The organism is Kribbella sp. NPDC058245 (assembly GCF_042882005.1).
Taxonomy (GTDB): Bacteria; Actinomycetota; Actinomycetes; order Propionibacteriales; family Kribbellaceae; genus Kribbella.
The window spans coordinates 134,575-160,457 of sequence record NZ_JBHVWY010000017.1; the positions used below are offsets into that span (position 1 = coordinate 134,575).

14 protein-coding genes and 1 tRNA gene are annotated in these 25,883 nt (G+C 67.7%); 12 read left to right on the plus strand and 3 right to left on the minus strand.

Features of this window, described 5'->3' with window-relative positions; translation table 11 throughout:
• Positions 1-131 precede the first annotated feature (131 nt).
• From ACFVWG_RS33170 to ACFVWG_RS33180, 3 genes are read left to right on the plus strand one after another with little or no spacing between them, the layout of a single operon-like run.
• Positions 132-13,199 carry a hypothetical protein gene (locus ACFVWG_RS33170; RefSeq protein ID WP_391547410.1) on the plus strand — a complete coding sequence of 4,356 codons (13,068 nt, stop codon included), beginning with the start codon at positions 132-134 and terminating at the stop codon, positions 13,197-13,199.
• Positions 13,196-15,715, plus strand: coding sequence for a right-handed parallel beta-helix repeat-containing protein (locus ACFVWG_RS33175; protein WP_391547411.1), 2,520 nt, complete (start codon positions 13,196-13,198; stop codon positions 15,713-15,715). Before ACFVWG_RS33170 ends, ACFVWG_RS33175 begins: the two co-directional genes overlap by 4 nt.
• Positions 15,716-15,754: 39 nt before the next feature.
• Positions 15,755-16,717: a hypothetical protein gene (locus tag ACFVWG_RS33180; protein ID WP_391547412.1), complete on the plus strand. Its 963-nt coding sequence runs from the start codon at positions 15,755-15,757 to the stop codon at positions 16,715-16,717.
• 174 nt (positions 16,718-16,891) lie between these two features.
• Here the strand turns inward: ACFVWG_RS33180 and upp are convergent, their stop codons facing one another.
• A complete protein-coding gene (gene upp, locus ACFVWG_RS33185) occupies positions 16,892-17,533 on the minus strand; it encodes a uracil phosphoribosyltransferase (protein WP_391547413.1) in 642 nt (213 codons plus the stop codon).
• Between the two features lie 198 nt (positions 17,534-17,731).
• Here upp and ACFVWG_RS33190 point away from each other — a divergent pair, with 198 nt between their 5' ends.
• The 7 genes from ACFVWG_RS33190 (at position 17,732) to ACFVWG_RS33220 (ending at position 21,652) form a co-directional block, all read left to right on the plus strand.
• Entirely contained in the window at positions 17,732-17,932 is a 201-nt protein-coding gene (locus tag ACFVWG_RS33190; RefSeq protein ID WP_391547414.1) for a hypothetical protein, read from the plus strand.
• A gap of 84 nt (positions 17,933-18,016) precedes the next feature.
• Complete coding sequence (locus ACFVWG_RS33195; RefSeq protein ID WP_391547415.1) at positions 18,017-18,514, plus strand: tRNA adenosine deaminase-associated protein; 498 nt, start codon at positions 18,017-18,019, stop codon at positions 18,512-18,514.
• A 31-nt stretch (positions 18,515-18,545) separates the two neighbouring features.
• The gene (locus ACFVWG_RS33200; RefSeq protein ID WP_391547416.1) at positions 18,546-18,974 is read left to right on the plus strand and encodes a nucleoside deaminase; all 429 of its coding nucleotides are present in this window, start codon (positions 18,546-18,548) and stop codon (positions 18,972-18,974) included.
• Positions 18,975-18,987: 13 nt separating this feature from the next.
• Positions 18,988-19,078, plus strand: a tRNA-Ser gene (locus tag ACFVWG_RS33205).
• A 202-nt stretch (positions 19,079-19,280) separates the two neighbouring features.
• Positions 19,281-20,792 carry a potassium/proton antiporter gene (locus tag ACFVWG_RS33210; protein ID WP_391547417.1) on the plus strand — a complete coding sequence of 504 codons (1,512 nt, stop codon included), beginning with the start codon at positions 19,281-19,283 and terminating at the stop codon, positions 20,790-20,792.
• A 36-nt stretch (positions 20,793-20,828) separates the two neighbouring features.
• A complete protein-coding gene (locus tag ACFVWG_RS33215; RefSeq protein WP_391547418.1) occupies positions 20,829-21,311 on the plus strand; it encodes a hypothetical protein in 483 nt (160 codons plus the stop codon).
• The gene (locus ACFVWG_RS33220; protein ID WP_391547419.1) at positions 21,308-21,652 is read left to right on the plus strand and encodes a hypothetical protein; all 345 of its coding nucleotides are present in this window, start codon (positions 21,308-21,310) and stop codon (positions 21,650-21,652) included. The genes ACFVWG_RS33215 and ACFVWG_RS33220 overlap by 4 nt, the downstream gene beginning before the upstream one ends.
• Here the strand turns inward: ACFVWG_RS33220 and ACFVWG_RS33225 are convergent, their stop codons facing one another.
• Together ACFVWG_RS33225 and ACFVWG_RS33230 are read right to left on the minus strand one after the other, a co-directional pair.
• Positions 21,653-22,216: a LytR C-terminal domain-containing protein gene (locus ACFVWG_RS33225; protein ID WP_391547420.1), complete on the minus strand. Its 564-nt coding sequence runs from the start codon at positions 22,214-22,216 to the stop codon at positions 21,653-21,655.
• A 5-nt stretch (positions 22,217-22,221) separates the two neighbouring features.
• Entirely contained in the window at positions 22,222-22,515 is a 294-nt protein-coding gene (locus tag ACFVWG_RS33230) for a type II toxin-antitoxin system VapB family antitoxin (protein ID WP_132409342.1), read from the minus strand.
• A gap of 183 nt (positions 22,516-22,698) precedes the next feature.
• Between ACFVWG_RS33230 and ACFVWG_RS33235 the strand changes: the two genes are divergently transcribed.
• Positions 22,699-24,249: a helicase HerA-like domain-containing protein gene (locus ACFVWG_RS33235; RefSeq protein WP_391547421.1), complete on the plus strand. Its 1,551-nt coding sequence runs from the start codon at positions 22,699-22,701 to the stop codon at positions 24,247-24,249.
• Positions 24,250-24,500: 251 nt separating this feature from the next.
• A complete protein-coding gene (locus tag ACFVWG_RS33240) occupies positions 24,501-25,826 on the plus strand; it encodes a diguanylate cyclase (RefSeq protein WP_391547422.1) in 1,326 nt (441 codons plus the stop codon).
• Positions 25,827-25,883: the final 57 nt, after the last annotated feature.

Sequence of the window (25,883 nt, forward strand, 5' to 3'; positions counted from 1 at the left end):
GCTCCACCTCACGCGTACGTAGTGACCACGCCGGAACGGGCGTCCAGGTTCATTTCGATTCAGAATGAACTTCCCGGCCGGCTCGTCCGTGGTCAGTACGGCGGGAAGACCGACTCGTGAGGAGGGGATGAATGCCACGGCCGGGCGACTGGAATGCGATCGGGCTGGGCGGGGACCCCACTCCTGGGGAGCCGGAGACCATCGGTCAGCTGGCCGAGGTGCTGCAGAAGGTCGGCGGCAAGGCCCGCGAGATCATGACCGCGGTCGACACGGTGATGAACAAGAACGACGACAGCGTCTTCGTCGGCGCCACCGCGGACGCCCTGCGCGGCAAGGTGGACGGCCGGCTGCGCGGCCACGTCGAGGACGTGGCGAACGCCTTCGAGACCGCGGCGACCGCCCTGCGCGAGTGGCGGACAGCGGTCGAGGGCTATCAGCGTACGGCGGATGCCGCGCTGGCCGCCGGTCGCGGCCTGGCCGAGGACGACCCGGAGCGCGACCGCCAGAAGGGTGTCGCCGAGCAGGCCGGACGGGACCAGTCCAGTGCCGCCGGTGGCTACGCCGGCCGGATCAACGGCGTCTCCGACATCCAGCTGCCGATCTCGGAGTGCGAGGCGTTCTGGGAAGCCTTCAAGTGGCTCGCGATCATCCTGATCATCCCCGCGCTGATCTTCGGCGGCCCGATCGCCCTGATCGCGCTCGGCGTGAACCTGGCGCTGTTCATCAAGACGATCGTCGACGTCGCCAAGGGTGACGCCAGCTTCCTCGACCTGTTCCTGGCCGGTCTGGGCCTGATCGCGCCGACCACCAAGGCACTCCCGATCTTCAGCATCATCAAGGGTGTCGCCAGCGGCATCAGCGCCGGTGTGAAGGGGATCGCGAACACCTTCCGGAACATCTTCAGCAAAGACTTCCTGATGTCGGGCCTGACCGGCCTGCGCGGGCTGGGCAGCCTGGTCAACCTCTCGATCCGCGAGACCGGCCTGTTCGTGATCAAGAACCTGCACAACTTCCCGGTCAGCGCCGCGAACTTCGTGAACAACTTCGGCACGATCACGCTCGGTGCCTTCAGCAAGCTCTCGCTGACCTTCTCGGCCGGGCTGTCCGCGGTCGGCAAGGGGATCGGTGCCATCGGCAAGGGCATCGGTACGGCGATCACCGGCACCGGGAAGTTCATCTCGGCGCACTTCGGCAACCTGCAATGGACCCGGATCTTCCTGCCGGTCGCGGCCGACGACATCCGCGCCTTCCAGGCGCTCGGGCTGAGCAACTTCAAGTCCTTCACCTCGGCGCTCAAGGTCGGCGTCATCGGTCGTGGTGTGTTCGGCCAGAACGTCTTCGGGATGCCGACGATGGCGGCGATCGGGCGCGGGATCAGCGCGGCCCCGATCCACACCGGCAACCTGTCGTTCGTCGACAACCTGAAGAACTTCTTCCACCAGGCGATGGAACCGCCGAAACTGGTTCCCGCCGTACACATCAACAACTTCGGTCTGGCCACCGACTCCGGGTTCGGCGCCGGCAAGGCGTTCACCGCGATCGACGAGATCCACCTCGCGCCGATGGCGCCGCTGCCGCCGACCAATGTCGGGGTCAGCGCGGTCAACCCGCCGACCGTGACGACGGCCAGCGGCCTGCACATCCCGGTCACCGCGAACGTCGGCAACGTGTCGACCAGCGTCCCGTCCATGCACGTCGGTACGCCGTCGATGGGCAGCGTCGGCAACGTCTCCACGAACATCCCCGCCATGCATGCCGGTACGCCGTCCTTCGGCAACGTCGGCAACGTGTCGACGAACATCCCGGCGATGCATGCCGGTACGCCGTCCCTGAACGGCGTCGGCAACGTCTCGACCAGCATCTCCGGTCTGCACTCCGCCTCCCCGTCGGTGAACGGGGTGAACGGCATCGAGGGCCTCGTCCAGGGCATGCCGAGCGCGACCCACGTCGGGACCCCGGTGCTCCCGTCGAACGGTCTGGTGCACGGTACGGCGGACGTCGGCAACGGCTCGACGTTCGGGCACCTCACGGGCAACGCGAACGTCGCCCAGCCGAACGTGAACGTCAGCTCGCTCCACGTCTCCAACCCGCAGTCGAGCGGCATCGGCGACCTGGTCAACTCCGGGATCCGGAACAACGCGCCGAGCGTCTCGCCGAACTTCGCCACGGCGATCGGCGACGGGGCGGGACACGGTTTCCAGGCCCAGCACTTCACCAGCTCGATCGACGAGATCCTGCACTCGGGCGGCGCGACGAACGGCCACCTGGCATCGGTCACCCCGCCGGCCGTCGACCGCGTGAACAGCGCCCTCAACCTCCTGCACGGCGGCCCGGCCGACCTCAAGGTCGGCGCCCCGACCACCCAGGTCAAGGTCGAGAACCCCGGCCTGGCCGGAACCCAGAACCTCGCCTCCCCGCCGGCCACCGCCCACGTTCAGCCGGTGAACCTCCCGCGCACCGAGGTCCCGGTCCAGACCTCGCTCGTGCCGAACGCCCACGTCGGTACGCCGGGAGTCGGGCCGGGCCACGTTGGTACGCCGGGAGTCGGCGCCCCCGGCCATATCGGTACGCCGGGTGTAGGTGGGCCGGGTCATGTCGGCGCTCCTGGTGTCGGCAACACGGTGGGCACCGTCGGAACCCCCGGTACGCCGGGCAGTGGCGGGCACTCGTTCTCGCCGGGCAAGTCCGAGATCCCGCTGAGCGGTCTGCCGGATCACCCGGGCGCGGTGATCAAGGTGGAGCGGTTCGACGGCGGGATGACGCAGTTCAACCTGCACGGCGGTGGCCCGAACGGGCGGCTCGACGTCCTCAGCGGCGGCCACGTGCGGTTCACCGACACCTCCACCGGCGCGACGACCCGGTTCGGCAGCGACGGCATCGTCATCGACCAGGGCATCCGGCTCACCAAGACTGACGGCGTACTGCGGCCGACCGACCAGATTGTGGTCAAGGGCTCCGACGGCACCTTCCACGTCACGGGCCTGGACGGCAAGCTTGTCCCGGATGGTCTGAAGGTTCGCGGGCTCGACAGCGGCGGCGTGCAGATCCTCGGCAAGGACGGCGCCTCCTGGAACTACAGCGCCACCGGCAAGCTCGAGGGCCAGAACATCACCGCGCACTGGCAGAACGACCTGGCCGCCAAGGCCGGCGTCTTTCACAAGGCCGGCGACACCGACCTCGCGGTCAAGGGCAAGATGCAGGACTTCGGGTCGGTGCAGAACGCCCAGAAGAACCTCGACATCGCGCACGAGAACGTCGATATCCACGGCCAGCGGATCGACGGACCCTCCAGCGGTCCGTCCGTCGGCGACCAGGTGCACATCGACCTGCACGGCGCGCAGCGCGACTTCGACAACGCCAAGGCGGCGTTCGAGGACAAGCACCACCTCAGCGTCGACGGGCTCAAGCAGCAGCTCGACGACATCACCACCCAGTCGCTGAACGAGCGCCCCCGGCTGCTCGGTGGCGGCCGCACCCAGACCTTCGACGTACCGGGCAACGCCGGCGTCAAGTTCAACGTTGCTGACGGCAAGCAAATCACCCTGCACGGTGACCACGCCGACGACTTCACCTCGGCGGTCAACGGCACGACGCTGAAGATCAGCAAGGAGTCGACCGGCCAGAGCTGGACCTACAACCTCGGCTTCGGCAACCGCGCCAACCAGATCGGCGAGTCCTTCCCGCTGAACGGCGGCCTGTTCGACGGCAAGCCGGTCGCGCTCGAGGGCAAGCTCGGTCAGTTCGACCGCGGTGCGATGACCTTCGACGGCAAGTCGTTCCCGGTCAAGGTCACCGACGACACGATCACCGTCGGTTCACCGCACGGGCCGATGACCTACGACCGAAGCGGCGCCTTCACCGGTCCGGCCGAGAACGTGGCCGGCCACCTGCCGAAGCCGACCCCGCCGCCGCACCTGCTCGACGACCCGGCCGCGCTGGCGCGTTGGGAGACGCAGGTCGAGCTGTCCCGCACCCACCTGACCGTGGCCGCGTCGGACAAGGGCGTCGAGACGCTGATGAAGGACGTCATGGGCGGCTCGTTCACCTCCAAGCGCGGGTTCGGCGGGTACGTCAACCCGACCGCCTTGGCCGATGGCACCCTGGTCGGCAAGGCCCGCGCGTTCACCACGATCACCGAAGACCTGCTCTTCAAGGGTCCGGCCGACAACATCACCGTCTACCGCGGGGTCTCGATGGACCCGGAGGCCGCGCTCGCGCACAGCTTCCCCGAGCGGCTGCCGATCTCCACCTCGACCTCGATGAAGTTCCAGGACGAGTGGGCGAAGAACGGTGTGCTGTCCAACCGGGTCGTGTTCGAGATCGACGTACCGGCGAGTCACGGCAAGCTCGCGATGTCGTACCCGGACCACTACTCGCCCGGCGGTTCCGAGGCGCGGGCCTGGAACCAGGACCAGTCGGAGTTCACGCTGGCGCCGACGACGCTGGTGCGGACCGGTGCGCCGGACCGCTTCGTGGGCGAGATGCGGATCATCTCGGTCAAGGCCGAGCAGATCCCGACCTCGAAGCTCGAGTCGCTGATCACCGAGCAGTGGAAGGGTCTGGACTCGGCCACGGCGTTCGACGACTTCGCGAAGTCCTTCAGCCAGACGAACCTGCGCAACTTCGAGGGCCTCGACGACGCGATCACGCGGACCACGACGAGCACCGACAACATGATGCACACGATCCACGTGCAGCGGCCGGGCTTCAAAGACGAGCTCACCATCACCGTGATGCGGAACGAGCAGGCCGACTCGGTCCGCGTCACGATGGTCACCGACGGCAAGACGGTCTTCAACCAGACCTGGTCCAAGACCGACTTCCGCAACCTGGCCACGGACCTGCGCGGCAACGTGCTCTACAACAACGAGCAGTTCGCGAACCTGGCCAAGCCCGCCGAGTGGAACGTCACGCGCGCCAGTGGCTCGCAGATCTCCGATGCCTGGGACGCCGACAGCCTGGCCCGGACCAACGTGTTCCGCCAGCCGGGCGACGCGGATTCGCTCGTCCTCCAGAAGGCCAACGACTTCACGGCGGTCCAGAAGGCGCAGAACGACCTCGGCAAGGCCCTGGACAACTTCACCATCAACGGCAACCGCATCGAGGGCCCGTCGAGCGGTGCATCGGTCGGCGACCTGGCCCGCGTCGACCTGCGCACGGCGATGGGCGAGCTCACTACGGCCAAGCAGCTCTTCGAGGCGAAGTACCCGGGCATGAACGTCGAGGGGATCCAGCAGCACCTCGACAACCTGCTGGCCGACTCGCTTCGGGACCGTCCGCGCCTGGTCGCCGGCGGTTCGCAGCCGCGGCCGGTCGAGATCGCCGGCAGCGGCACGTTCTTCAAGGTCGACGACGGTGTCGTCAACTTCACCGGCCTGAACGCCAATGCGTTCACCGGTTCGTTCGAGGGCCGGATCCTGAAGGTCACCGAGACCTCCTTCGACGGCACCATGACCCGCCAGCTCGAGTTCTCGATCAACCAGCGCACACAGATGCCGATCCTGAACCGCGACGAGTTGACGCTGACCGGCGGACCGTTCGAGGGCAAGCGTCTCGGTGCCGAGATCGAGGTCGGACTGCCCAGCCAGTCACACCTGTACGACGATGCCGGCGGCAACGTCCCGGTCCAGTACCTCTCGGGCGAGTTCCACGTCCCGTCGTCGGCCGGACCGGCGAAGTACACGCGCGACGGCCAGTTCGTGGGAATCGGCGCGACCCGGACCGACCACCTGCCGCCGGTGAACCCGCCGGAGGGTCTGATCGGCGACGACCTAGCCCGCTGGACCGCGCAGGCCGAGATCTCCCGCACCCACCTCACCGCGGCGCGCGACCTCGACGACGTCGGCGACATGATGCACTCGATCAGCCAGGGCGCCTTCACCTCCAAGCGTGGGTACGGCGGGTACGTCGACTCGGCGTTCCACAACGGGACGCTCGAGGAAGAGGTGCTGCAGTTCAACACCGTCGCCCACTCACTGCTGGTCGACGGCAAGATCGGCAGGACGACGGTGTACCGCGGTCTCGCGATGGACAAGGCCGCGATGCAGGCGGACACGTTCATCGAGCGGCTGCCGGTCTCGACGTCGAGCGAGTGGAAGTTCCAGCCCCAGTGGGCCAAGGACACCGATCTGAGCAAGCGAGCCGTGTTCAAGATCGACGTACCGGAGACGCACGGCAAGCTCGCGATGGCGTACCCGGACGACTACGCCCGCGGCGTCGGCGAGGCCGCGCCGAAGAACCAGGGCCAGTTCGAGGTGACGCTGTCGCCGACGATCCTGGAACGGACCAGCGAGCCGATCTTCGAGCGCGACGGGCTGACCGTCATCCCGGTGCGCGCGCAGCAGATGAACGAGGAACAGATCAGCCACTACCTCACCGAGCGGTGGAGTGGGCTGGACTCGGGTGAGGCGTTCGACGACTTCGCGAAGGCGTTCGACCAGGCGTCGGTGCAGAAGTTCCCCGGGATGGAAGGCGTCACGGCGACCTCGAAGACGACCGGCAACCTGGTCCACGAGATCACCATCAGCAAGGCCGGGTTCGCGGGCAACGACCTGAAGATCGTCGTCACGCGCGACCTCGACGCCGACTCGGTCCGGGTGACCGCGACCGCCGACGGCAAGTCGACGTTCAACCACAGCTGGAGCGGCGAGCAGTTCGCGAACATCGCGACCGACCTCAAGGCCGGGACGCTGCACGACAACGACCTGTTCGTCTCGATCTCGAAGCCGGCGGCCTGGAGCGGCAAGGGCAAGGGCGCGGAGACGTTCAGCTCGCAATGGGACGCCGACCTGGCCGCGAAGACAGGAGTCTTCAAGCGGGCCGGCGACACCGACGCGATGGTCGACGTCCGGATGGAGGACTTCGCGCGGATCCGGCAATCGCAGTACAACCTGAACGACGCCGACCTGAACGTCAACCTGCACGGTGGACGCGGTGACGGGCACTCGGCCGACGTCTCCGTCGGCCAGCAGGTCAGGATGGATCTGGACTCCGCGCGGGCCGACTTCGACAGCGGCCGGGCGGCGTTCAAGCGCAAGCACTCGATGGACTTCGACGACCTCCAGACCGATCTCCAGGGGGCCGTTAAGCGGCCGCGGGGCGAGGGCGCCGGCAAGTTCTTCGACGTACCGGGCGGCAATGTTTCGTTCCAGGTCGAGAACGGCGTGGTCGGCTTCTCGGGCACCCAGGCGGGTGCTTTCCATGGAGCGGTGAACGGCCGCGAGGTCGTGGTCACCCGGGTCGGCGAGGGCGGCGCGCAGCTCGCCGGGGATACCTGGACCTTCCGGCTGGGCTTCGGCGGCCGACCGAACCTGATCGGCCGCACGATGACATTGACCGACGGCCCGCTGGCCGGCGAGGTCATCAACCTGCGCGGAATGGCTGGTCAGCTGGACGGCTCGCTCGACGGCGCTGGGATCTGGCCGCGGAAGCTGTCCGGTGACGACCTGTTCGTCGCCACGCCAGGCGGTCCTTTGCACTACACGCGGGACGGTGACTTCATCGGTCCGGTGCAGACGGCCACCCGCAACCTCGGCCCGGCGCCGCCGCCGCCGCACCTGGTCAACGACCCGGACGGACTGGCGCGCTGGACCTCGCAGGTCGACTCGTCACGGACGCACCTCACGGCGGCGCTCGACGACAAGGCCGTCGAGAACATGATGAAGGACGTGATGGGCGGCGCCTTCACGTCCAAGCGTGGCTACGAAGGGTTCGTGAAGCCCTCCGCGCTGAACGAGGGAACGCTGGCCGCCAAGGTCAACGACTTCAACAACGTCACCCGGGACCTTCTGTTCAAGGGCCCGGACGGACAGATGACCTTGTACCGCGGGGTGTCGATGGACCCGGAGGCAGCGCAGGCCGGCCAGTTCGTCGACCGGCTGCCGAGCTCCACCTCGAACCACATCGGGTTCCAGGAGGAGTGGGCCAAGAACGGTGCCGCGAGCAATCGGTTCGTCTTCGAGATCGACGTACCGGCGGGGCACGGCAAGCTGTCGCTGGCCTACCCGAAGGGGTACGAGCCCGGCGAAGGTGCGGCCAAGGCCTGGAACCCGAGCCAGTGGGAGGTCACGCTCGCGCCGACCACGCTGACCCGGACCGGGCCGGACCGGATCCAGGACGGGATGCGGATCATCCCGGTCAAGGCCGAGCAGATCCCGCCGGGCAAGATCGCGGACCTGCTGACCGAGAAGTGGCCAGGCATGAAGCTGGACACGGCGTACGACGACTTCGTCCGCGCGTTCGAGGATGGTTCGGTCAACCGCTGGGAGGGCTTCGAGGACGTCACCGTGACGACCACGAAGAGTGCCGACGGCAACATCACCACGCACACCCTGAACAAGCCCGGGTACGGCGACAAGCTCGACGTACAGATCAGCAAGGACGTCGACGCCGGCACGGTGTCGGTCAAGATCGACGGTGGCGAGACCGCATTCAGCAAGGGACCGTGGAAGGGCACGGACCTGATCGACCTGGCCGCGCAGCTGCGTGGAAACGTCTTGCACGACAGCGATCTGTTCATGCGGTTGCCGCAGCCGGGCGCCTGGGCGCAGGATCCGGTCACCGTCAACATGCTGCAGATGCCGCAGATCCAGCAGCACCAACTCGGTGGTGTCTTCGGTGGCCGCCAGGTCATCCGTCCGCACGGCGGCCAGGCCCACGTCACCGGTCCGAACGCGAACCAGTTCGTCGTCCACGACTTCGGTGACAACGGCTTCCGAGTGGTCGGTCCGAACGGCCAGACGGGACGGTACGGCGCGAACGGCGTCCACGTCGCGGATGGCGTCGTACTGCAGGATGCACGTGGTTTGCGCTTCACTGAGGGTGCACAGGTCGTGGACGTCCACGGCGTACCGATCCCGAACACGCACCTGGACAACTTGGCTGGCGAGTTCCGTGTTGTCGAGGGCAACCGTGCTTACGGCTTCGGTCCGGATGGCGCTCACCTCAACAACCAGTTCGCGCTCGGCGGTCGGTTCCAGGACCAGTGGGTCGTCCGCCCGGTTCAGGGTCACGCGTTTGTGGCAGGGACCGACGGTCCGTTGTTCCGGGTGGTGGACGTACAGGACGGTGGCTTCCGAGTCATCGGGACGCGCGGTCAGATGCAGCGGTACGGCGCCGATGGTGCGCACCTCGGTGATGGGGTCGCGCTGGCGGACAACCTGCACCTGCGGGGGACGCTGTTCACGGAGGCCGACGGCGCCGGTGGACTGCGTGCCGTGGATCTGGACGGGACGCCGCTTCCGCAGCACCGCCTAGAGACGTTCGGCAACGGGCAGTTCCGGATGTTCGACGACTCGACGCTCACGGTCCGGTGGTTTGACGACGCCGGACTTGGTCGCGCGCATGGGATCCGGGTGCAGGACCCCGCGAACCCGGGCAACACCTACCTGTACCGGACGCCCGATGGTGGCGCTCGCTTCGTCGACGATGCGGCGGCCGCGCGGCCGGGCACGGTGCACCTGGCGCAGGACGGCACCAACACCTTCCATATCGTCGACGCGAACGGTGTCAGCCGGCACTTTGACGGCGCCGGTGGCTATGTCGAGCGACACGTGCCGGTGGTGGACCCGCACACCGGGACTCAGCGGGTCGTCGTCCACGACGTCAACAACACGCTCACTTTGCATGGCCCGAACGGCGACACCGCGACCGTCCATGGCGTCCAGGGCGGCTACCGGGTCGTCGATAACGCCCGGTTCGACCAGTTCGACGGGAACGGGGTCTTCCAGAGCTTCGGCCGCCAGATCCAGCTCCCCGGCGAGAACGGCTGGCTGCACGTCAACGGTCAGAACTCGCAATGGCTCGACAACGCGTTCCAGCCGGTGGCGGGCCGCAACGCCACGATCCACGGCGCTGAGATCCACATTGCGCGGACGAACGGTCACGACGTCTTCGACATGCAGGGCGGTCTGCTCCGCGAGGTGACCGACGTGCCGGGTCACAACGCCGCGCTGGGCGGCGGCCGCATCACTCGCGACAACAACGGAGTCGTCACCTGGGCAGACAATGCCGGCGTACAGATGCCGATCCCGCACCGGGCGACCATCGACAACACCGGCAACATCCGGATCGAGATCACCATGCCGGGCCGGCCGCGCAACGGTGAGTTCCACCAGTTCAACCGGTCCGGCGAGATCACCGAGCAGGGCTTCCGCGTCGTCCGCGAGAACCAGGCGACCCAGTTCAAGTACGTCGTGAACCGGACCGACAACACCTGGCAGCGGGTCGCCGACGACGGCACGCTCGGCAACCTCGGGTTCCACCAGGGCAAGGTGGACATCGTCGGCCTGGACAACGGCCGGATCCGCCTGCAGAGCTCGACCGCCAAGGAGGTCGAGGTCTTCGAACGGCGCTGGCTGCCGGGTGACGAGATCCTGGACAGCTTCCGCAAGACCGACACGCTCGGCTTCGGTTCGACCAACCGCCGGACGACCTGGACGACGTACGAGGCGAACGGCAACCTGACCAACTGGGGCAAGCGGCACCACGCCACCGCCGGCAACGCCTGGCAGGACATCGACCACAACTGGCACACGGCGCGCAGCTACCAGCAGGGCCTGCAGAAGTACGACAACCCGATCGCCGATCAGCTCGGCCCGCTGGGCAAGGCCGACAAGGAGATCACCGGCCACGTCATTGCCCTCCGCAACGGTGGCGCCTGGACCTGGCACCGGTACGACGCGCAGTTCCTGCACGTTGCCCAGGGCAACCGGTCGTTCGAGAAGATCGGTGAGGGCTGGACCGACACTGTCCGGGTGATGGAAGGCAACGCCGAGGTTAGCCGGGTCGCGCAGCAGAAGTTCGGCACCTGGCACGGTCCGGACTCGGCCCGTCAGTACAAGGAGTTCAAGCTCGAGCCGGGTGTCACGCATCCGACGCGGGACGGCTCGTTCGAGCTGCTGTCGCCGCAGGTCAAGGCGATCGGCAAGGGTGAGCTGCTGCCCGACGGCACCCTGCTGGCCGCAGTTCGGCAGGGCGACCAGCGGCCGCCGGTCTGGGTCCGGAGGACCCTCCTGGACAACCCGCCGACCGTCGGTAGCGTCGCGCACATTGCGAACGACAACCGCTTCCAGATCTTCCGCTGGAACACCAGCGGCGGCCCGGGCGCGGCCGAGCACGGCATCCGGTACATCGGTGTCGACGAGGCCTTCGTTGACGTCGATATGGCCGGCGCGTTCGTTCGGTCCAAGGGCAAACTGCACGACGGCACCGAGCTCAAGGTTGGCGACCACGCGACCGCTCCGGCCACGCCGTACCCGCATCCGAACCCGCGACCAGGTGCACACGCCGACACGCCGTGGACTGCCGGTGACGTCAACGGGTGGCGGGTCCACAACGGCAACGACTGGCAGGACTTCGCCGAGGTTGACGGTCAGGGCTGGCGGATGTTCCGCGAGAGCCGGCCGGGTGGTGTCGTCCGCGAGTACCCGGACCCGATGGACACCCACGCCTGGGTCAACCGGGATGCGCACGGCAACGTCGTCGGGATGTCGCACCGGGTCCCGGACCCGGCCAACATCGGCCAGCACAAGTACGTCGTTGCCACCGGCAACGCCGATTCGTCGAGCTGGCGCTGGCACGAGCTGAATCAGAACGGCGTCCAGGTCGCCGGCCGTGAGGGCGACCGGTTCCACTTCAAGGGCTCCCGCGACGAGAGCATCAGCTACGACAATTCGTTCCGCGACTTCGATGCCGATGGCAACCTCATTCGCGACCGCCGGATGCTCGACGAGCGCCGCTTCATCGAGTCGTGGGAGGACGGCGGCCGGTGGGTGGCTCGCGAGTTCGACAAGAAGGGTGTCGAGGTCGTCGGGTCGACGCAGCTAAACCGCCAATGGCTGCAGGCCGACGGGACCTGGGGCAACAACTGGACCGCTGGCTCGACCCACTTCCGTGACAGCGTTCCGGCGACGCCGACCACTCCGGCGCAACTGCTGCGGGAGACGCCAACGCACATCGGCGACGGCCGTCCGACACGCGTCCGCGAGTACACGCTGGACGCCAACGGGCACACGGATCGTGGTCAGTGGAAGGAATTCGACTTCGACAAGGTCGTCCGCGAGCGGGCGGCGTCGGGTAACAACTTCCTCGAGACCGACAAGGTCCACGGCCAGTGGAAGCTCTACGACAACACCGGCCGGGTGATCGGCGAGCGTTCCGACAACGGTCTGGTCTTCGAGTTCCGTGACGGTCAACTGCGGCTCACCGGCAACGAGTTCGACTTCCGCGGTCAGATGACCGAGTTCCGCGGCTGGAACACCCGGGTGGGCGACGTCCAGCGGCAGCCGTGGCTGATGCAGTCCGACTGGACGCTTGCCGACAAGACCCTCATTCCAGGTGGAAGCGCCGTACTGCGGGAGGCGAACTATGCGCCGTTCTCGCGGTTGCTCACCCAGAAGCTCGCGATCACGATGACGTTCGACTTCCTGCTCGACTACGCGGCGTCGCTGATGATCGCCGGGATCGTCGCCGAGGCGCAGAACAAGCCGTTCACCGGCAACGATGCGCTGAAGGCGCTGATGAACGCGGCGGTCGGTACGGCGATCAAGGGTGTCGCCGGAGCGGCCCTGACCGACACCAAGATGTTCGGCAGCTTCTTCCGGAACATGAAGCAGAACATGAGCAACCTCGACGGCGGCAAGCTGATCACGAACCGGCCGATGAACCACACCTCCACCTGGGGTGCGGAGTGGGCCGCCAACACCGGCGCGGTGAAGTGGCGCGCGGGTGTCTTCGACTACAGCTTCGGCATGATGCTGCTGCCGTTCACCGCCTTCGTGAACGGTGCGATGAACGCCGCGATCTTCGGCGTACCGGGCTCGGACGGCAAGAGCCACAAGGTGTACGGCTGGCAGGCCGTGGCCGAGGGTGGCATCACGGCGGTGGCCAGCCTGGTGGCCGCCAACAGCATCGGCCTGCTCCGGACCGGTATCGGTCAGTACTCGATCGGCCGCTACATCCAGAAGGGCGGCATCGGCGAGATGGTCCTGAACATGCCGCTGCGGCTCTGGGAGAAGGGCATGGGCTCGCTGCTGACGCCCGAGATCCGCGGCCGGATCGACCCGCCCTGGTCGCACATCCCGACGCAGCCGCCGCCTCCGCCGCCGGCCCCGCAGCCTACGATCACTCAGGGCGGTGTGATTCTGCCGCCAGGCGTCACCCCCGTACCTACCGTCCCCGGCCCCCAAGGAACACCGTGACGACTCGCTATGTGGGCCCGAAGGGGCGTGGCAGCTTCCGTCGGATCGGCGACGCCCTGCGGGCCGCAGGGCCTGGCGACGTGATCGTCGTGGCCGGTGGCGAGTACGCCGAACAGCTCCGCCTGGACCGCTCGGTCGCGGTCGTGGCCGAGCCGGGAGGCGGCCAGGTGACGGTGACCGGCGTACCGGGTGGTGAACCGACGGTCGTTGCCGAAGGCCTCGAATGCACCGTGCGTGGGTTGACGATCAAAGCGCCGGCCGACGATGGTGCTCCGGCGATCGGGGTGGCTGGTGGTGCTGGCCTGATGATCGAGGACTGCACGATCAACGGTGGCCGAGTGCATGCCCGAGGCAACGAAAACACCGGGCAGGGTTCCGACCTCGCCGGGTACGGCGTGACCACGTTGATGGTGCGTGGTTCCCGGCTGGAGCAGGGACGGCTGGCCGCGATCCACCTGTCCGGGCGGGTCCAGGCCAAGATCGAGGACTCCGTGATCGACACGGTCGACGGGATCGGCGTCGTACTGTCTGGTCCGGCGTTTCTGGATGCGTCGCGGCTGCGGCTGAACCAGACCTCGGGATACGGGTTCCGGTTGCGCGGGACCAGCAGGCTGGTGTCGACCGACGGGACGATCAAGCAGACCGGGATGGCCGGCGTACTGCTGGAGGACGGGTCGACGGCGACGCTGACCGACATCCGGATCGAGAAGGCCGGTGGGCCTGGTGTGCACGCGACCGGATCGGCGCGCAGTGAACTGACTGACTGCCGGGTTCGCGATTCGCGGGCCAGCGGGCTGGTCGCTCAGGACAGTGCCGAGCTGATCGCGTCGGACTGTGCGATCACCGATGCGGGCGCAAACGGCTTACTGGTCTCGGATTCCGCGACGGCGACGGTGACCGCGACCAGGTTCGACCGACCGGCGTACAGCGCAGTGCACTTGACCGGTACGGCGAACGTGAAGCTGACCGACTGTCAGGTCCGCGAAGGCGTTGAACACGGCATCCACGTGACCGCGTCGGCGCGGGTCGAGCTCATCCGGTGCGGGATCCAGGACGTGGGGCTGACGGGGCTGTCGGCCGTGGACGCCGGGTATGCCGATGCCGAGGACTGCCGGATTGTCGGTGGCGGGACGGGTATCCGGCTCGAGTCGACCACGGCCACGAGTGTGCGGACGTCGTCGGTGACGGGGACTGTGGGCACTGGCGTCGAGTTGGCCGGGGCGGGTCTGGCGACGCTGGATGCGGTACGGGTCAGCGGGACCAAGGCGGCCGGCATCGTGGTCGGCACGGGTGCGGCGGCGACGATCGACGCGAGCACGATCGAGAACTGTGCGGGATCGGGCCTGGTGATCTGGTCCGAGGCGACTCCGACGGTGACCGGGCTGCGAGTGAGCACGGTGGCCAAGAATGGGATCTACGTGGCCGAGAAGGCCGGTGGGACCTACACGGACTGCGATGTCACCGGGACGAAGTACCCGGCTCTGCATCTGGCGAAGACGGCGGCTCCGACGTTCAAGCACCTGCGGATCAGGGACTGTTCGGAGGCGATCGGCCAGGAGGACGGCGCCGTACCGGTGTTTGAGGACTGCACCATCGACGGCGTCGCAATGGTGCGCGAGAAGCCTGTTGCGGCCGCGGCGGGGGCAGCGTCGACTCCTGAGGTGCACGTGCCGGGGGCGCTCGACGAGAGCATGCCGCCGGACGACGAGACCCTTGAGGATGTGCTGGCTGAGCTCGAGGAGCAGGTCGGGCTGGACCGGGTGAAGCGTGACGTCCAGTCCATGGTGAAACTGATGCAGACCGTCCGGATGCGCGAGGAGGCCGGTCTGCCGGCGCCGCCGCTCAGCCGGCACCTGGTCTTCGCCGGCAACCCGGGTACCGGTAAGACGACGGTCGCGCGGCTGTACGGCCGGATCCTGAAGGCGCTCGGCCTGCTCCGCAAGGGGCACCTGGTCGAGGTCGATCGGACGGCGCTCGTCGGCGAGTACGTCGGTCATACCGGTCCGAAGACGCAGGCCGCCGTACAGCAGGCTCTGGGCGGCGTGCTGTTCATCGACGAGGCCTACTCGCTGGCGCCGGTCGGGATCGGCAACGACTTCGGTGCCGAGGCGATCGCCACGCTGGTCAAGCTGATGGAGGACCACCGCAACGACCTGGTCGTGATCGTGGCCGGATACGTCAACGACATGTCCCGCTTCATCGGCTCGAACCCGGGTCTGTCCTCGCGGTTCACGCGGACCCTGCAGTTCGAGGACTACACCGCGGCCGAGCTGGTCGGGATCGTCGAGCACCAGGCGCGCGGCCACCAGTACGAGCTGACCGTCGACGCCCGGGCGGCGTTGAGCACGCTGTTCGAGCAGTTGCCGCGCGGCGAGGGCTTCGGTAACGGGCGGTCGGCGCGGCAGATCTTCCAGGCGATGACCGAGCGGCAGGCGCACCGGATGTCGGAGCTCAAGACGCCGACCTCGGCGCAGCTGGTGTCGCTCGAGGTCCCTGATCTCCCGGAGACTTTCTAACACCTGTTCGTGAGTAGTTCACGGAAGTTATCGTTCGGCATGGACAATATTTCCCGCCGTGGGTTGCTGACGGGTGCTGGCGCGGTTCTCGCCGCTGGTGCTCTTGGCGTCCCCACCGCCTCCGCCCGGAGTCTTGACCTGCCCGCCTCCAAGCGCTTCAAGATGAGCGCGACGACCAATGAGTTCTTCCGCAGCAAGCCGCTGTGGGGACCGACTGTCATGCAGTCGTTCGCCTTCGACACTCCGAACAACCGGCTGTTCACCGGCCAACTGCGATCCGGCACGCCCGAGAACAGCGGTGATCTGACGCTCAGCCAGCTGAACTTCTCCGGCACCGTGCTCGGCCACATGTACCTGAACGGCTTCGGTCATGCGGTATCGATCGGCGCCGAGGCGTCCGGTACGACGTCGTACATCTGGACGGAGACCGACGTCGACACCGCGAACGGGCGCGGCCGGCAGATCACCCGATTCCCGTGGAAGGACGGGCAGACGCTGACGCCGGCCTCGGTCACCAAGTGGAAGCCGGTGTCGGGCGGGACGGTCTACACGCCCGCGGTCGACCAGCGGTTCGGTCAGTTGGGAGTGCGGCACTCACTGTCGGACGGCATGCACATCAACGTGTACTCGCTGGCCGCCGCGCGGACCGGCGACTTCTCCAAGGTGCTGGCGACCTTCAAGCAGCCGGCGCTCACCCCTGGCGTCGCCTTCCAGGGCTGGACCCTGTACGGCGCTTATGCGTACTTCTGGGAGGGGGAGGCGTACCCAGGGGAGCCGGACGAGACCAAGGCGAACTCGAAGCTCTGGTGCTACGACATCAACGCCGGTCAGCTGGTCGACTCGTTCCTGACGCTGGCCGGTAAGAGCCTCACCTACCGCGAGGCTGAAGGCATGGCGGTCTACGGTTCCACCGACGGCACCGCACGTCTCTACTTCGGCTTCGCCTCCGGCGTAGCCGGCGACCGCCGCGCCAACCTCTTCTACCGCAACACCCTCGTCTGATAGCTAGCGTCCGAAAACACGCCGACCACGTATGCGGTTCCTTCGGACGTTAGCTGGGGGACGAGGCTAGCGTCCGAAAGAACGCCGACCACGTGCGCGTGTCTTTCGGACGTTAGGTGATGAGTGCGTGCAACGTCCGAAGGAGCGGAGACCCGCCCTCCGGTCTTTCGGACGTTATTGGGCGACGCCGTAGAGGCGGTCACCGGCGTCGCCCAGGCCGGGGACGATGTAGCCCTTCTCGTTGAGGTGGGAGTCCATCGCGGCGACGACCAGGTTGCAGGGGATGTTGAGGTGGGTGAGCTCGCGCTCGATGCGCTCGACGCCTTCAGGGGCCGCGAGCAAGCAGATGGCGGTGATGTGGTCGGCGCCGCGGTCGACGAGGAACTGGATCGCGGCGGCCAGCGTGCCGCCGGTGGCGAGCATCGGGTCCAGGACGTAACACTGGCGGCCGGACAGGTCCTCCGGGAGGCGCTCGGCGTACGTCGAGGCGGCCAGGGTCTCCTCGTTGCGGATCATGCCGAGGAAGCCCACCTCGGCGGTCGGCAGCAGCCGCGTCATCCCCTCGAGCATGCCCAGGCCGGCCCGCAGGATCGGTACCACCAGCGGCTTCGGCGAGGTCAGCTTCACGCCGTCGGCCTCGGCGACCGGGGTCTGCACGGTGGTCGGGCCGGTGCGCACGTCGCGGGTCGCCTCGTAGGCGAGCAGCGTGACCAGCTCCTCGGTCAGCCGCCGGAACGTGGGCGAGTCCGTGGCCTCGTCCCGCAACGTGGTCAGCTTGTGCGCAACGAGCGGGTGGTCCACCACAAGGATCTGCATAACCCGGAACGCTACCGTCGCCCCTTCCCCCCGCGAAACCACCATTTGCCTGCCTAGCCACCGCCGTTGGGGGTTCAGCACCGTGGTTATGGGTGCTTAACCCCCAACCACGCTGCTCAGCCAGGCAAATGCGGTTGCCCGGGCCTACCATGGGAGGTGCATTGGTTTGTGCCCTGCTTCGCCCTCCAGGGAGTGCCGATGACTGCTGCTGAGAACGTGCCCGACCAGCCCCGGCCCCGGTTGGTGGTGCCGCGCCGCGATCTGGACCGGCTGCACCGGCGGGCCGAGTTCCTGCGTGAACTCGAGGAGGCGAAGGCGTTGCGGGACCGGATCGCCCCGCGCCGCGCCCGGGTCCGCCGGCTCCGCGAGGCGATGCGTAGAGCGACGTACCACCACTGATTTCTGGCACTGAATATCGCTGCCGAAACGTAATCGTGATGGCCTGGTCGTCCGGGTGTTCCGGGACTCTGTCACCATGACCCTGTGTCCGATGCCACAGTGGGACCGCTCGTGACCGACCTCGACTTCGCTGTCGCGGCTTACACCGAGGACGAGGTCTGGACCGTCACCCCGTTGGTGCTGCGCGGGGAGCCCGACCTGGCCGCGGTGGTGTCCGGCCTGCGCCGGTACCCCGGTGAGGCCGGCGTACTCGGGATGATCTCGGTCGACGAGGACTTCTTCATCCTGATCCGGCTGGACGGTGGCCGGGCGCGGTTCCTGATCTCCGACGTGACCGCGGCGACCGAGTGGCCGCTGGCCAAGCAGGTCGTCGACGAGCTGGACATTCCGCTGGCCGATGACGACGACGAGCAGGTCCCGGCCGGTGACCTGACGATCGTCGCGGACCTCGGGATGAGCGCGATGGATCTCGGGGCGCTGTGTGACGACGTCGACCTCCTGCCCGAGGAGATGCTCGAGGAAGTCGCGGACGCGCTCGGGTTCGGCAACGAGTTCCACGAGGCGATCGAAGCTCTTGGTTAGCCCGGCACTGCAGCGCGAGTGGTCCCGGCTGATGGCGGTCGCCCTGGACGAAGCCGAGCTCGCGCTGCCCGACGTACCGATCGGTGCGATCGTGGTCGACCCGGACGGCGTGGTGATCGGCCGCGGGCACAACGAGCGGGAGACGACCGGCGACCCGACCGCGCACGCCGAGGTGCTGGCGCTGCGCGCGGCCGCCCGGCATGTGGGCGAATGGCGGCTGACCGGCTGCACGCTGGTGGTCACGCTCGAGCCGTGCACGATGTGCGCGGGGGCGATCGTGCTGTCCCGGATCGAGCGGCTCATCTTCGCCGCGTACGACGAGAAGGCGGGTGCCGTCGGCTCGTTGTGGGACGTCGTACGGGATCGTCGGCTGAACCATCGGCCCGAGGTGTTCGGGGGCGTGATGGCCGATGAGGCCGGTGCGCGGCTGCGCGATTTCTTTTCCGGGCACAGGTCTTGATAGCCTCTGCGGCGGTGGCGTGTCCGAGCGGCCGAAGGAGCGCGCCTCGAAAGCGCGTGACGGGTACCCCCCGTCCGAGGGTTCAAATCCCTCCGCCACCGCCATGTGGTCGGTTGGTCTCGCACGAAGTGTGGGGCCGGCCGACCATATATCGAAAGCTGTGGGATTTGGGAGGAGCTGGCGACGGTTCCCTCCGCCACCGCCAACCATCCTCCGGGATGGACGAAGGACCGAAGACCCTGGCGCCGTGTGATGCGTCAGGGCCTTCGTATCTCGGGACCTGATTGAGCGAGAGGCCCCAACACCGTGAACGTGGCAGAGCTCGACCAGATCCTGTTGGCCGGAGCCGTGGTGCTACTGGTCGCGGTGGTGGCTGTCCGCCTGTCCGGGCGACTGGGTCTGCCGTCGCTGCTCATCTACCTCGGGATGGGCCTGCTGCTCGGTGAGTCCGGGCCGGGGCACATCCACTTCGAGGACGCACAGATCGCGCATGCGCTCGGGTTCGCGGCGCTGGTGATCATCCTCACCGAGGGCGGTCTGACCACCCGCTGGAACGAAGTCCGTCCGGTGATGCCGCTCGGGCTCGTGCTGGCCACGGTCGGCGTGGCGATCAGCGTCTCGGTCGTGGCCTGCATCGCGCACTACATCCTCGGGCTCGACTGGCAGATCGCCGTACTGATCGGTGCGGTGACGTCGCCGACCGATGCGGCCGCGGTTTTCTCTGTATTGCGTCGTGTGCCGATCAGACCGCGGTTGCGGGGTGCTCTGGAGGCGGAGTCCGGTCTGAACGACGCTCCGACCGTTCTGCTCGTGACTCTGGTCAGCACGGGCGCCACCAGCGAGCACGGCTGGCCGTACTTCGCCGGGCTGGTGCTCTACGAGCTGGTGGTCGGAGCGCTCTTCGGGTTCGCGATCGGCTGGATCAGCGTCGGCCTGATCCGCCGGGTTGCCCTGGGCTCGGCCGGTCTGTACCCGCTCGCGGTCGTCTCGCTCGCGATCATCTCGTACGCCGGAGGCACCGTCCTGCTCCACGTCTCGGGGTTCGCCGCCGTCTACGTGACCTCGCTGGTCCTCGGGAAGGCCGAGCTCCCACACCGGATGGCGACCCGCTCGTTCGTCGACGGGCTCGCGTGGCTGGCGCAGATCGGCCTGTTCGTGATGCTCGGCCTGCTCGCCTCACCCGGCCGGATCAGCCTCAACGACGTACTGATCGCGCTCGTGATCGGGATCGCCGTGACGATCGTCGGGCGGCTGCTCGCGGTCGTGGTGTCCGCGACGCCGTTCAAGCTGCCCTGGCAGGAGCAGGCGTTCATCTCCTGGGCGGGGCTGCGCGGCGCCGTACCGATCGTGCTGGCCACCATCCCGCTTGCCGAACAGGTGCCTCAGGCCACCAGGATCTTCGACATCGTCTTCGTCCTGGTCCTGCTCTTCACGCTGCTCCAGGGCCCGTCCCTGCCCTGGCTGGCCCGCAAACTCGGCGTCCTCGACGAGAACGCGGCCATCGAGGTCGAGATCGACGTCGCACCCCTGGAGTCCCTCGGCGCCGACATGCTCCAGGTCCACGTCCCCAGCGAATCCCGCCTGGCCGGCGTCGAGGTCGGAGAACTCCGCCTCCCCGCCGGCGTCTCCGTGTCGCTGATCATCCGCGACGACAAAACCTTCGTCCCCGAACGCCGTACCGTCCTCCGCGCCAAGGACTCCCTCCTGGTCGTCACCCCCAGCCCGCTGCGCGACCAAACCGCCCGCCGCCTCCGCGCCATCTCCCGAGCCGGCCGCCTGGCCGGCTGGTTCGGTGAACGAGGCCGCGAAAACCACTGAGTTGTTCGGCTACGAGTTCTGAACTACCTTTGAACTATGTCAGATCTCCAAGAGGTCACCTTCTCCGAACTCCTCCAACGCCCGAACGAAACAGTCGAGAAGCTGAACGCGAGCCGGCGCCGCGCGCTCCGCGTCCATCGGCGGGGCTCCGAAGACGACCTCATCCTGAAGGCGGTGGCCCAGGAGGCGGACGAACACGAGATTCTCGTGCTGACCGTCCGGGTTCTGCGGGCAGTCATGGCGAACCCTGTCACACGTTCGCAACTACTGCTCGAGATGCTGCCGCAAGTCTTTCCCTGGCTCACGTTTCTTCCGTCTGACGCCCGGATCGCCTTCGCGCAAGAACTTGTGGACATGATGGATGCCAGTGCGGACCTGCGGCTGAGCTCTCCGGTGCTGACGCTGATCGCTCAATGGCGCAACACGGCTGATGTCTATGCTGATCCCGAGCTCCTCGCCAAGCTGACCTCGACTGAGCGGGGCGACTTCGGCCCTGTGCCGAGGCCGGTGGCTGAGTGACTCCTGCGAAGCGAGGTGACCGGGTCGCGCCACCGGCGGGGCCTGACCAGTGGGAGATGCGGTTCGACGACTCGGCGTCTGCGAAGGGGTGGGACGAGCTCTGTCGCCAGGCGCCTGGAAATACGGCACGGGCGTGGAGCGAGATTCGTACTGAGCCGCAGCCGTTCCCCGACACCGCCCGGCATCACCGTTTGAAGTGGAAGGTCGGGACGGCCAACGGCCTGGAGCAGTGGCAGTACGAGGTGACCGGGGGTGGGCGGATCTGGTACGTCGTCGACCCGGAGCGGCGGACGGTGTGGATCACGTACGCCGGGACCGGGCACCCGAAGGCTACTGACTGATCAGTTGGGGTTTTGGCCCTTGGGGACGGGCTGGGGGGTGTAGATGGTGGGGAGGCAGACTTCGCTGCCGGCGGGGACGGCTACGGAGGCCAGGCCCTTGGCGTTGAGCTTGGTGTACTTGGTGCCGACGACCAGGTCGACGGTGTGGCTGTCGCGGCCGTCGGCGACGGGGACGGGCTTCTGGGCGGTTTGGCCGGCGACCAACTGGAGCTCGGGGGAGTTGGCGGCGAAGCCGCGGACCTCGAGGACGTCGACCTTGTCACCCTTGGGCTCGTTGGCGACCTTGGCCACGTTGAAGCCACGCTTGCGCAGGACCTCGGCGACGGCTGCGGCCGTGCCGGCCTTGGCGCCGCCGTTGTAGACGTTGACCGAGACCTGCTTGGGCACCAGGCGGTTGTTCGGCAGTTGCTGCTCGACACAGGTCGGGCCGGCGCTGCTGTTGATCAGCGAGTTCCAGCCCCACCAGCCGCCGCCGACCAGGATCGTCAGCAGGACGACCATGGTGATCGGGGTGCGCCAGTGGATCCGCAGTTGCGGACGGGGCTGTGGGTAGAGGGCGGTCATCGTGATCAGTCCACGACCAGAACCCGGGCGTGCAGAACCAGACGCTGCTGCAGTGCCGCTCGCAGCGCGCGGTGCAAACCGTCCTCGAGGAACATCTCACCCCTCCATTCGACGACGTGGGCGAACAGGTCGCCGTAGAACGTCGAGTCCTCGTCGAGCAGTGCATTGAGGTCGAGCGTGCCCTTGGTCGTCACCAACTGATCCAGCCGCACCTGCCGTGGTGGCAGCGACGACCAGTCCTTCGGCTTGAGCCCGTGCTCCGGGTACGGCCTTTCCTCCCCGACACGCTTGAAGATCACCCCCCGAAGTCTAGCGGTGTCCGAGGTCTCGTGAGAGGTCATAAACCTCACCGGAACAGTCCGGAACCAAGACTCAACCTTTTGGATGAGAAACACGTCATACCCAGGTTGTAGATCTCGAGGTAATAGGCTGCCCAGCGGGCGCGGCTGCGTCTTCCGTCTACCGGGGAAAGGCACGCTGAGATGGCCGAGACAGGCGACGTCGTGGAGACCGTCAAGCAGGGATATGCGTTCGAAGGGGCGGCGATCGAGCTCGGCGCGCTGCTGGTGGACGGTGAGCCGAAACCGGAGGCGGCGGTCCGGATTCCGTTGTCGATGGTGAACCGGCACGGACTGGTGGCCGGGGCGACCGGTACCGGTAAGACGAAGACGCTGCAGTTGATGGCCGAGCAGCTGTCCGCGGCCGGGGTCGCGGTGTTCGCCGCCGACATCAAGGGCGACCTGTCCGGGATCTCGCAGCCGGGTGAGAGCAACGACAAGCTGCTGGCCCGGACCAAGACGATCGGTCAGGAGTGGGCCGCGACCGGCTTCCCGACCGAGTTCTACGCGCTCGGCGGCCAGGGCACGGGGATCCCGATTCGCGCCACGGTCACGTCGTTCGGGCCGGTGCTGCTGTCCAAGGTGCTCGGGCTGAACGACGTCCAGGAGTCGTCGCTCGGGCTGATCTTCCACTACGCCGACAAGCAGGGTCTGACGCTCCTCGACCTCAAGGACCTGCGCGCGGTCATCACACACCTCGCCAGCGATGAGGGCAAGGCCGACCTGAAGGACCTCGGCGGGCTGTCCGCGGCGACCGCGGGTGTGATTCTGCGGGCGCTGATCGGGTTCGCTGACCAGGGTGCTGAGGCGTTCTTCGGGGAGCCGGAGTTCGACACCGCCGACCTGCTGACGCAGCGCGACGGCAAGGGCCTGATCTCGCTGCTCGAGCTGCCGAACCTGCAGGACCGGCCGGCGCTGTTCTCCACCTTCCTGATGTGGTTGCTGGCCGACCTGTTCCATGACCTGCCCGAGGTCGGCGACGCGGACAAGCCGAAGCTGGTCTTCTTCTTCGACGAGGCGCACCTGCTGTTCAACGACGCCTCGAAGGCGTTCCTGGACTCGATCGCGCAGACCGTCCGGCTGATCCGGTCGAAAGGTGTCGGCGTCTTCTTCGTCACCCAGACCCCGAAGGACGTGCCGGACGACGTCCTCGCCCAGCTCGGTTCGCGGGTCCAGCACCAGTTGCGGGCGCACACCCCGAACGACGCCAAGGCGTTGAAGGCGACCGTGTCGACCTTCCCGAACTCGGCGTACGACCTCGGTGAGGTGCTGACCCAGCTCGGCATCGGCGAGGCGATCGTGACCGTGATGAACGAGAAGGGCGCACCGACCCCGGTCGCCTGGACCCGGCTGCGGGCCCCGCTGTCGCTGATGGCACCGGCGGCCGCGGACCAGCTGACCGCCGCGGTGCAGGCTTCGCCGAACAACGCCAAGTATTCGCAGGTGCTCGACCGGGAGTCGGCGTACGAGATCCTCGCCAAGAAGGTGCAGGCCGGGGCCGAGCAGGCCCAGGCCGAGGAGCAGGCCAAGCAGCAGCAACAGCAGGAGCAGCCCACCTCGCACGGCCGGGCGCCGAAGCCGGAGAAGTCGATGGTCGAGCAGGTCATCGGTTCGTCGGCGTTCAAGCAGTTCGCGCGGACCGCGGGCCGGGAGATCGTCCGCGGCCTGTTCGGCGCCGCTCGTCGCCGCAAGTAATCACGCCAGGGCTCTGAACCGGGTCCGCTGAGCGGACCCGGCCGCCGATCCTGCGGTCCTGGACCCGCTGGCCCGGAAACCTTTTCGAGACCACGCGGTCCGCGGAAAACCGAACGATATAAAGGTTTTCCGGGTTTGATGATTGATCAAACGACTGAATCCGGCGGGATTGAGTTTCGTTTCCACATTGTCATCGGAGCCGCTCCGTCGCGGATTGGGACCAGACGCCTACTCGTCGTACCGTGGGGGTAATGGTTGCGCAGAGTAGGCGATCGATACGGAAATGGGCGCTGTGGACCCTGACGGTCCCGGCGTTCGTGATCGTCGTGCTCGTCGACTTCGCCGCCCTCGGGTACGGCGTCCAGTCGTTCACCGAGTTACCGAGCTGGCACGGGATCGACCTGGTGGCCGCGCTGACCGTCTCGGCCCTGATCGCGGTCGAGGGCGCTCGCCGGGTGGAGAACCGGCGCCGCCGTGGCGGTGCGCTGCACAAGGACCTCGCTCCGGCCTGGATGATCGCGGCCGCGATCATCCTGCATCCGGCGCTGGCGATCCTGGTCGTCGTGCTGCTGCGGATCTGGTGGCGGATCCGGGCCGGCAAGTGCATCCCGTACCGGTGGGCCTTCTCGACGTCGGTGCACGTGCTTGCCGTCGGGGCGGCTCACGCGGTCTTCGGCTTCGCACGTGACCTGTTCGGCGGGAGCGAGCTCGCGCTGGTGGCCTCGATGGCGGCCGCCGCGGTCACCTTCGTCGCGACCGACGCGCTGCTGTGCGGCCTGGCCATCTCACTGATCATCCCCGGCAGTAGCCGCCAGGAGGCGGTCGGCGGGATCGACGACCTGTGTATCGACGCGACGGCCGCGATGTTCGGCTGTCTGCTCGCCGGGGCGTGCCTGATCAGCCCGTGGTTCGCGTTCGTGGCGATCCCGATCACGTTGACCGCGCAGCGCGCGCTGCTGCTCGGCCAGCTGGAGTCCGAGGCGCAGACCGATCCGAAGACGAGCCTGACCCGGGTCGACTTCTGGCGCCGGCAGACCGAGGAGATGCTGCGCCGGACGCGGACCCAGCGCGAGCAGATGGCCGTGCTGCTGATCGACATCGACCACTTCAAGCAGGTCAACGACCGGCACGGGCACCTGGTCGGCGACGAGGCGCTGCGCGCGGTCGCGACGATCCTGCGCAGTGCGATCCGGGCCAAGGACGTGATCGGCCGGTTCGGTGGCGAGGAGTTCGTGATCGCGCTGCCCGACACCGGGATCGACGAGGCCACGGTGACGGCGGACCGCCTGCGTAACGCGGTCGCCGGGAGTCCGCTGGCCGCGATGTGTGCCGGCGTCCTCGACTGCCCGGACCTGGATCCGGACACCTTCCACCTGACCGTATCGATCGGCGTCTCGGTCTACCCGGCCGACGGGATCACGGTCGACGACCTGCTGCTCGGCGCCGACCGCGCCATGTACGCGGCCAAGGCGGCCGGCCGCAACCGGGTCCGCGTGGCCGGCGATCTGTCGGCGTTCACCGCCCCACCCGCCCGCCCGGTCACCAGCGGCGCTGCGGCTCCCACCGATCTTTCTTGAGCCTTCGCAGAACCTTTCGCGGGGCTACCGCGTCCTCAGGAGTGACCACTGTGGACG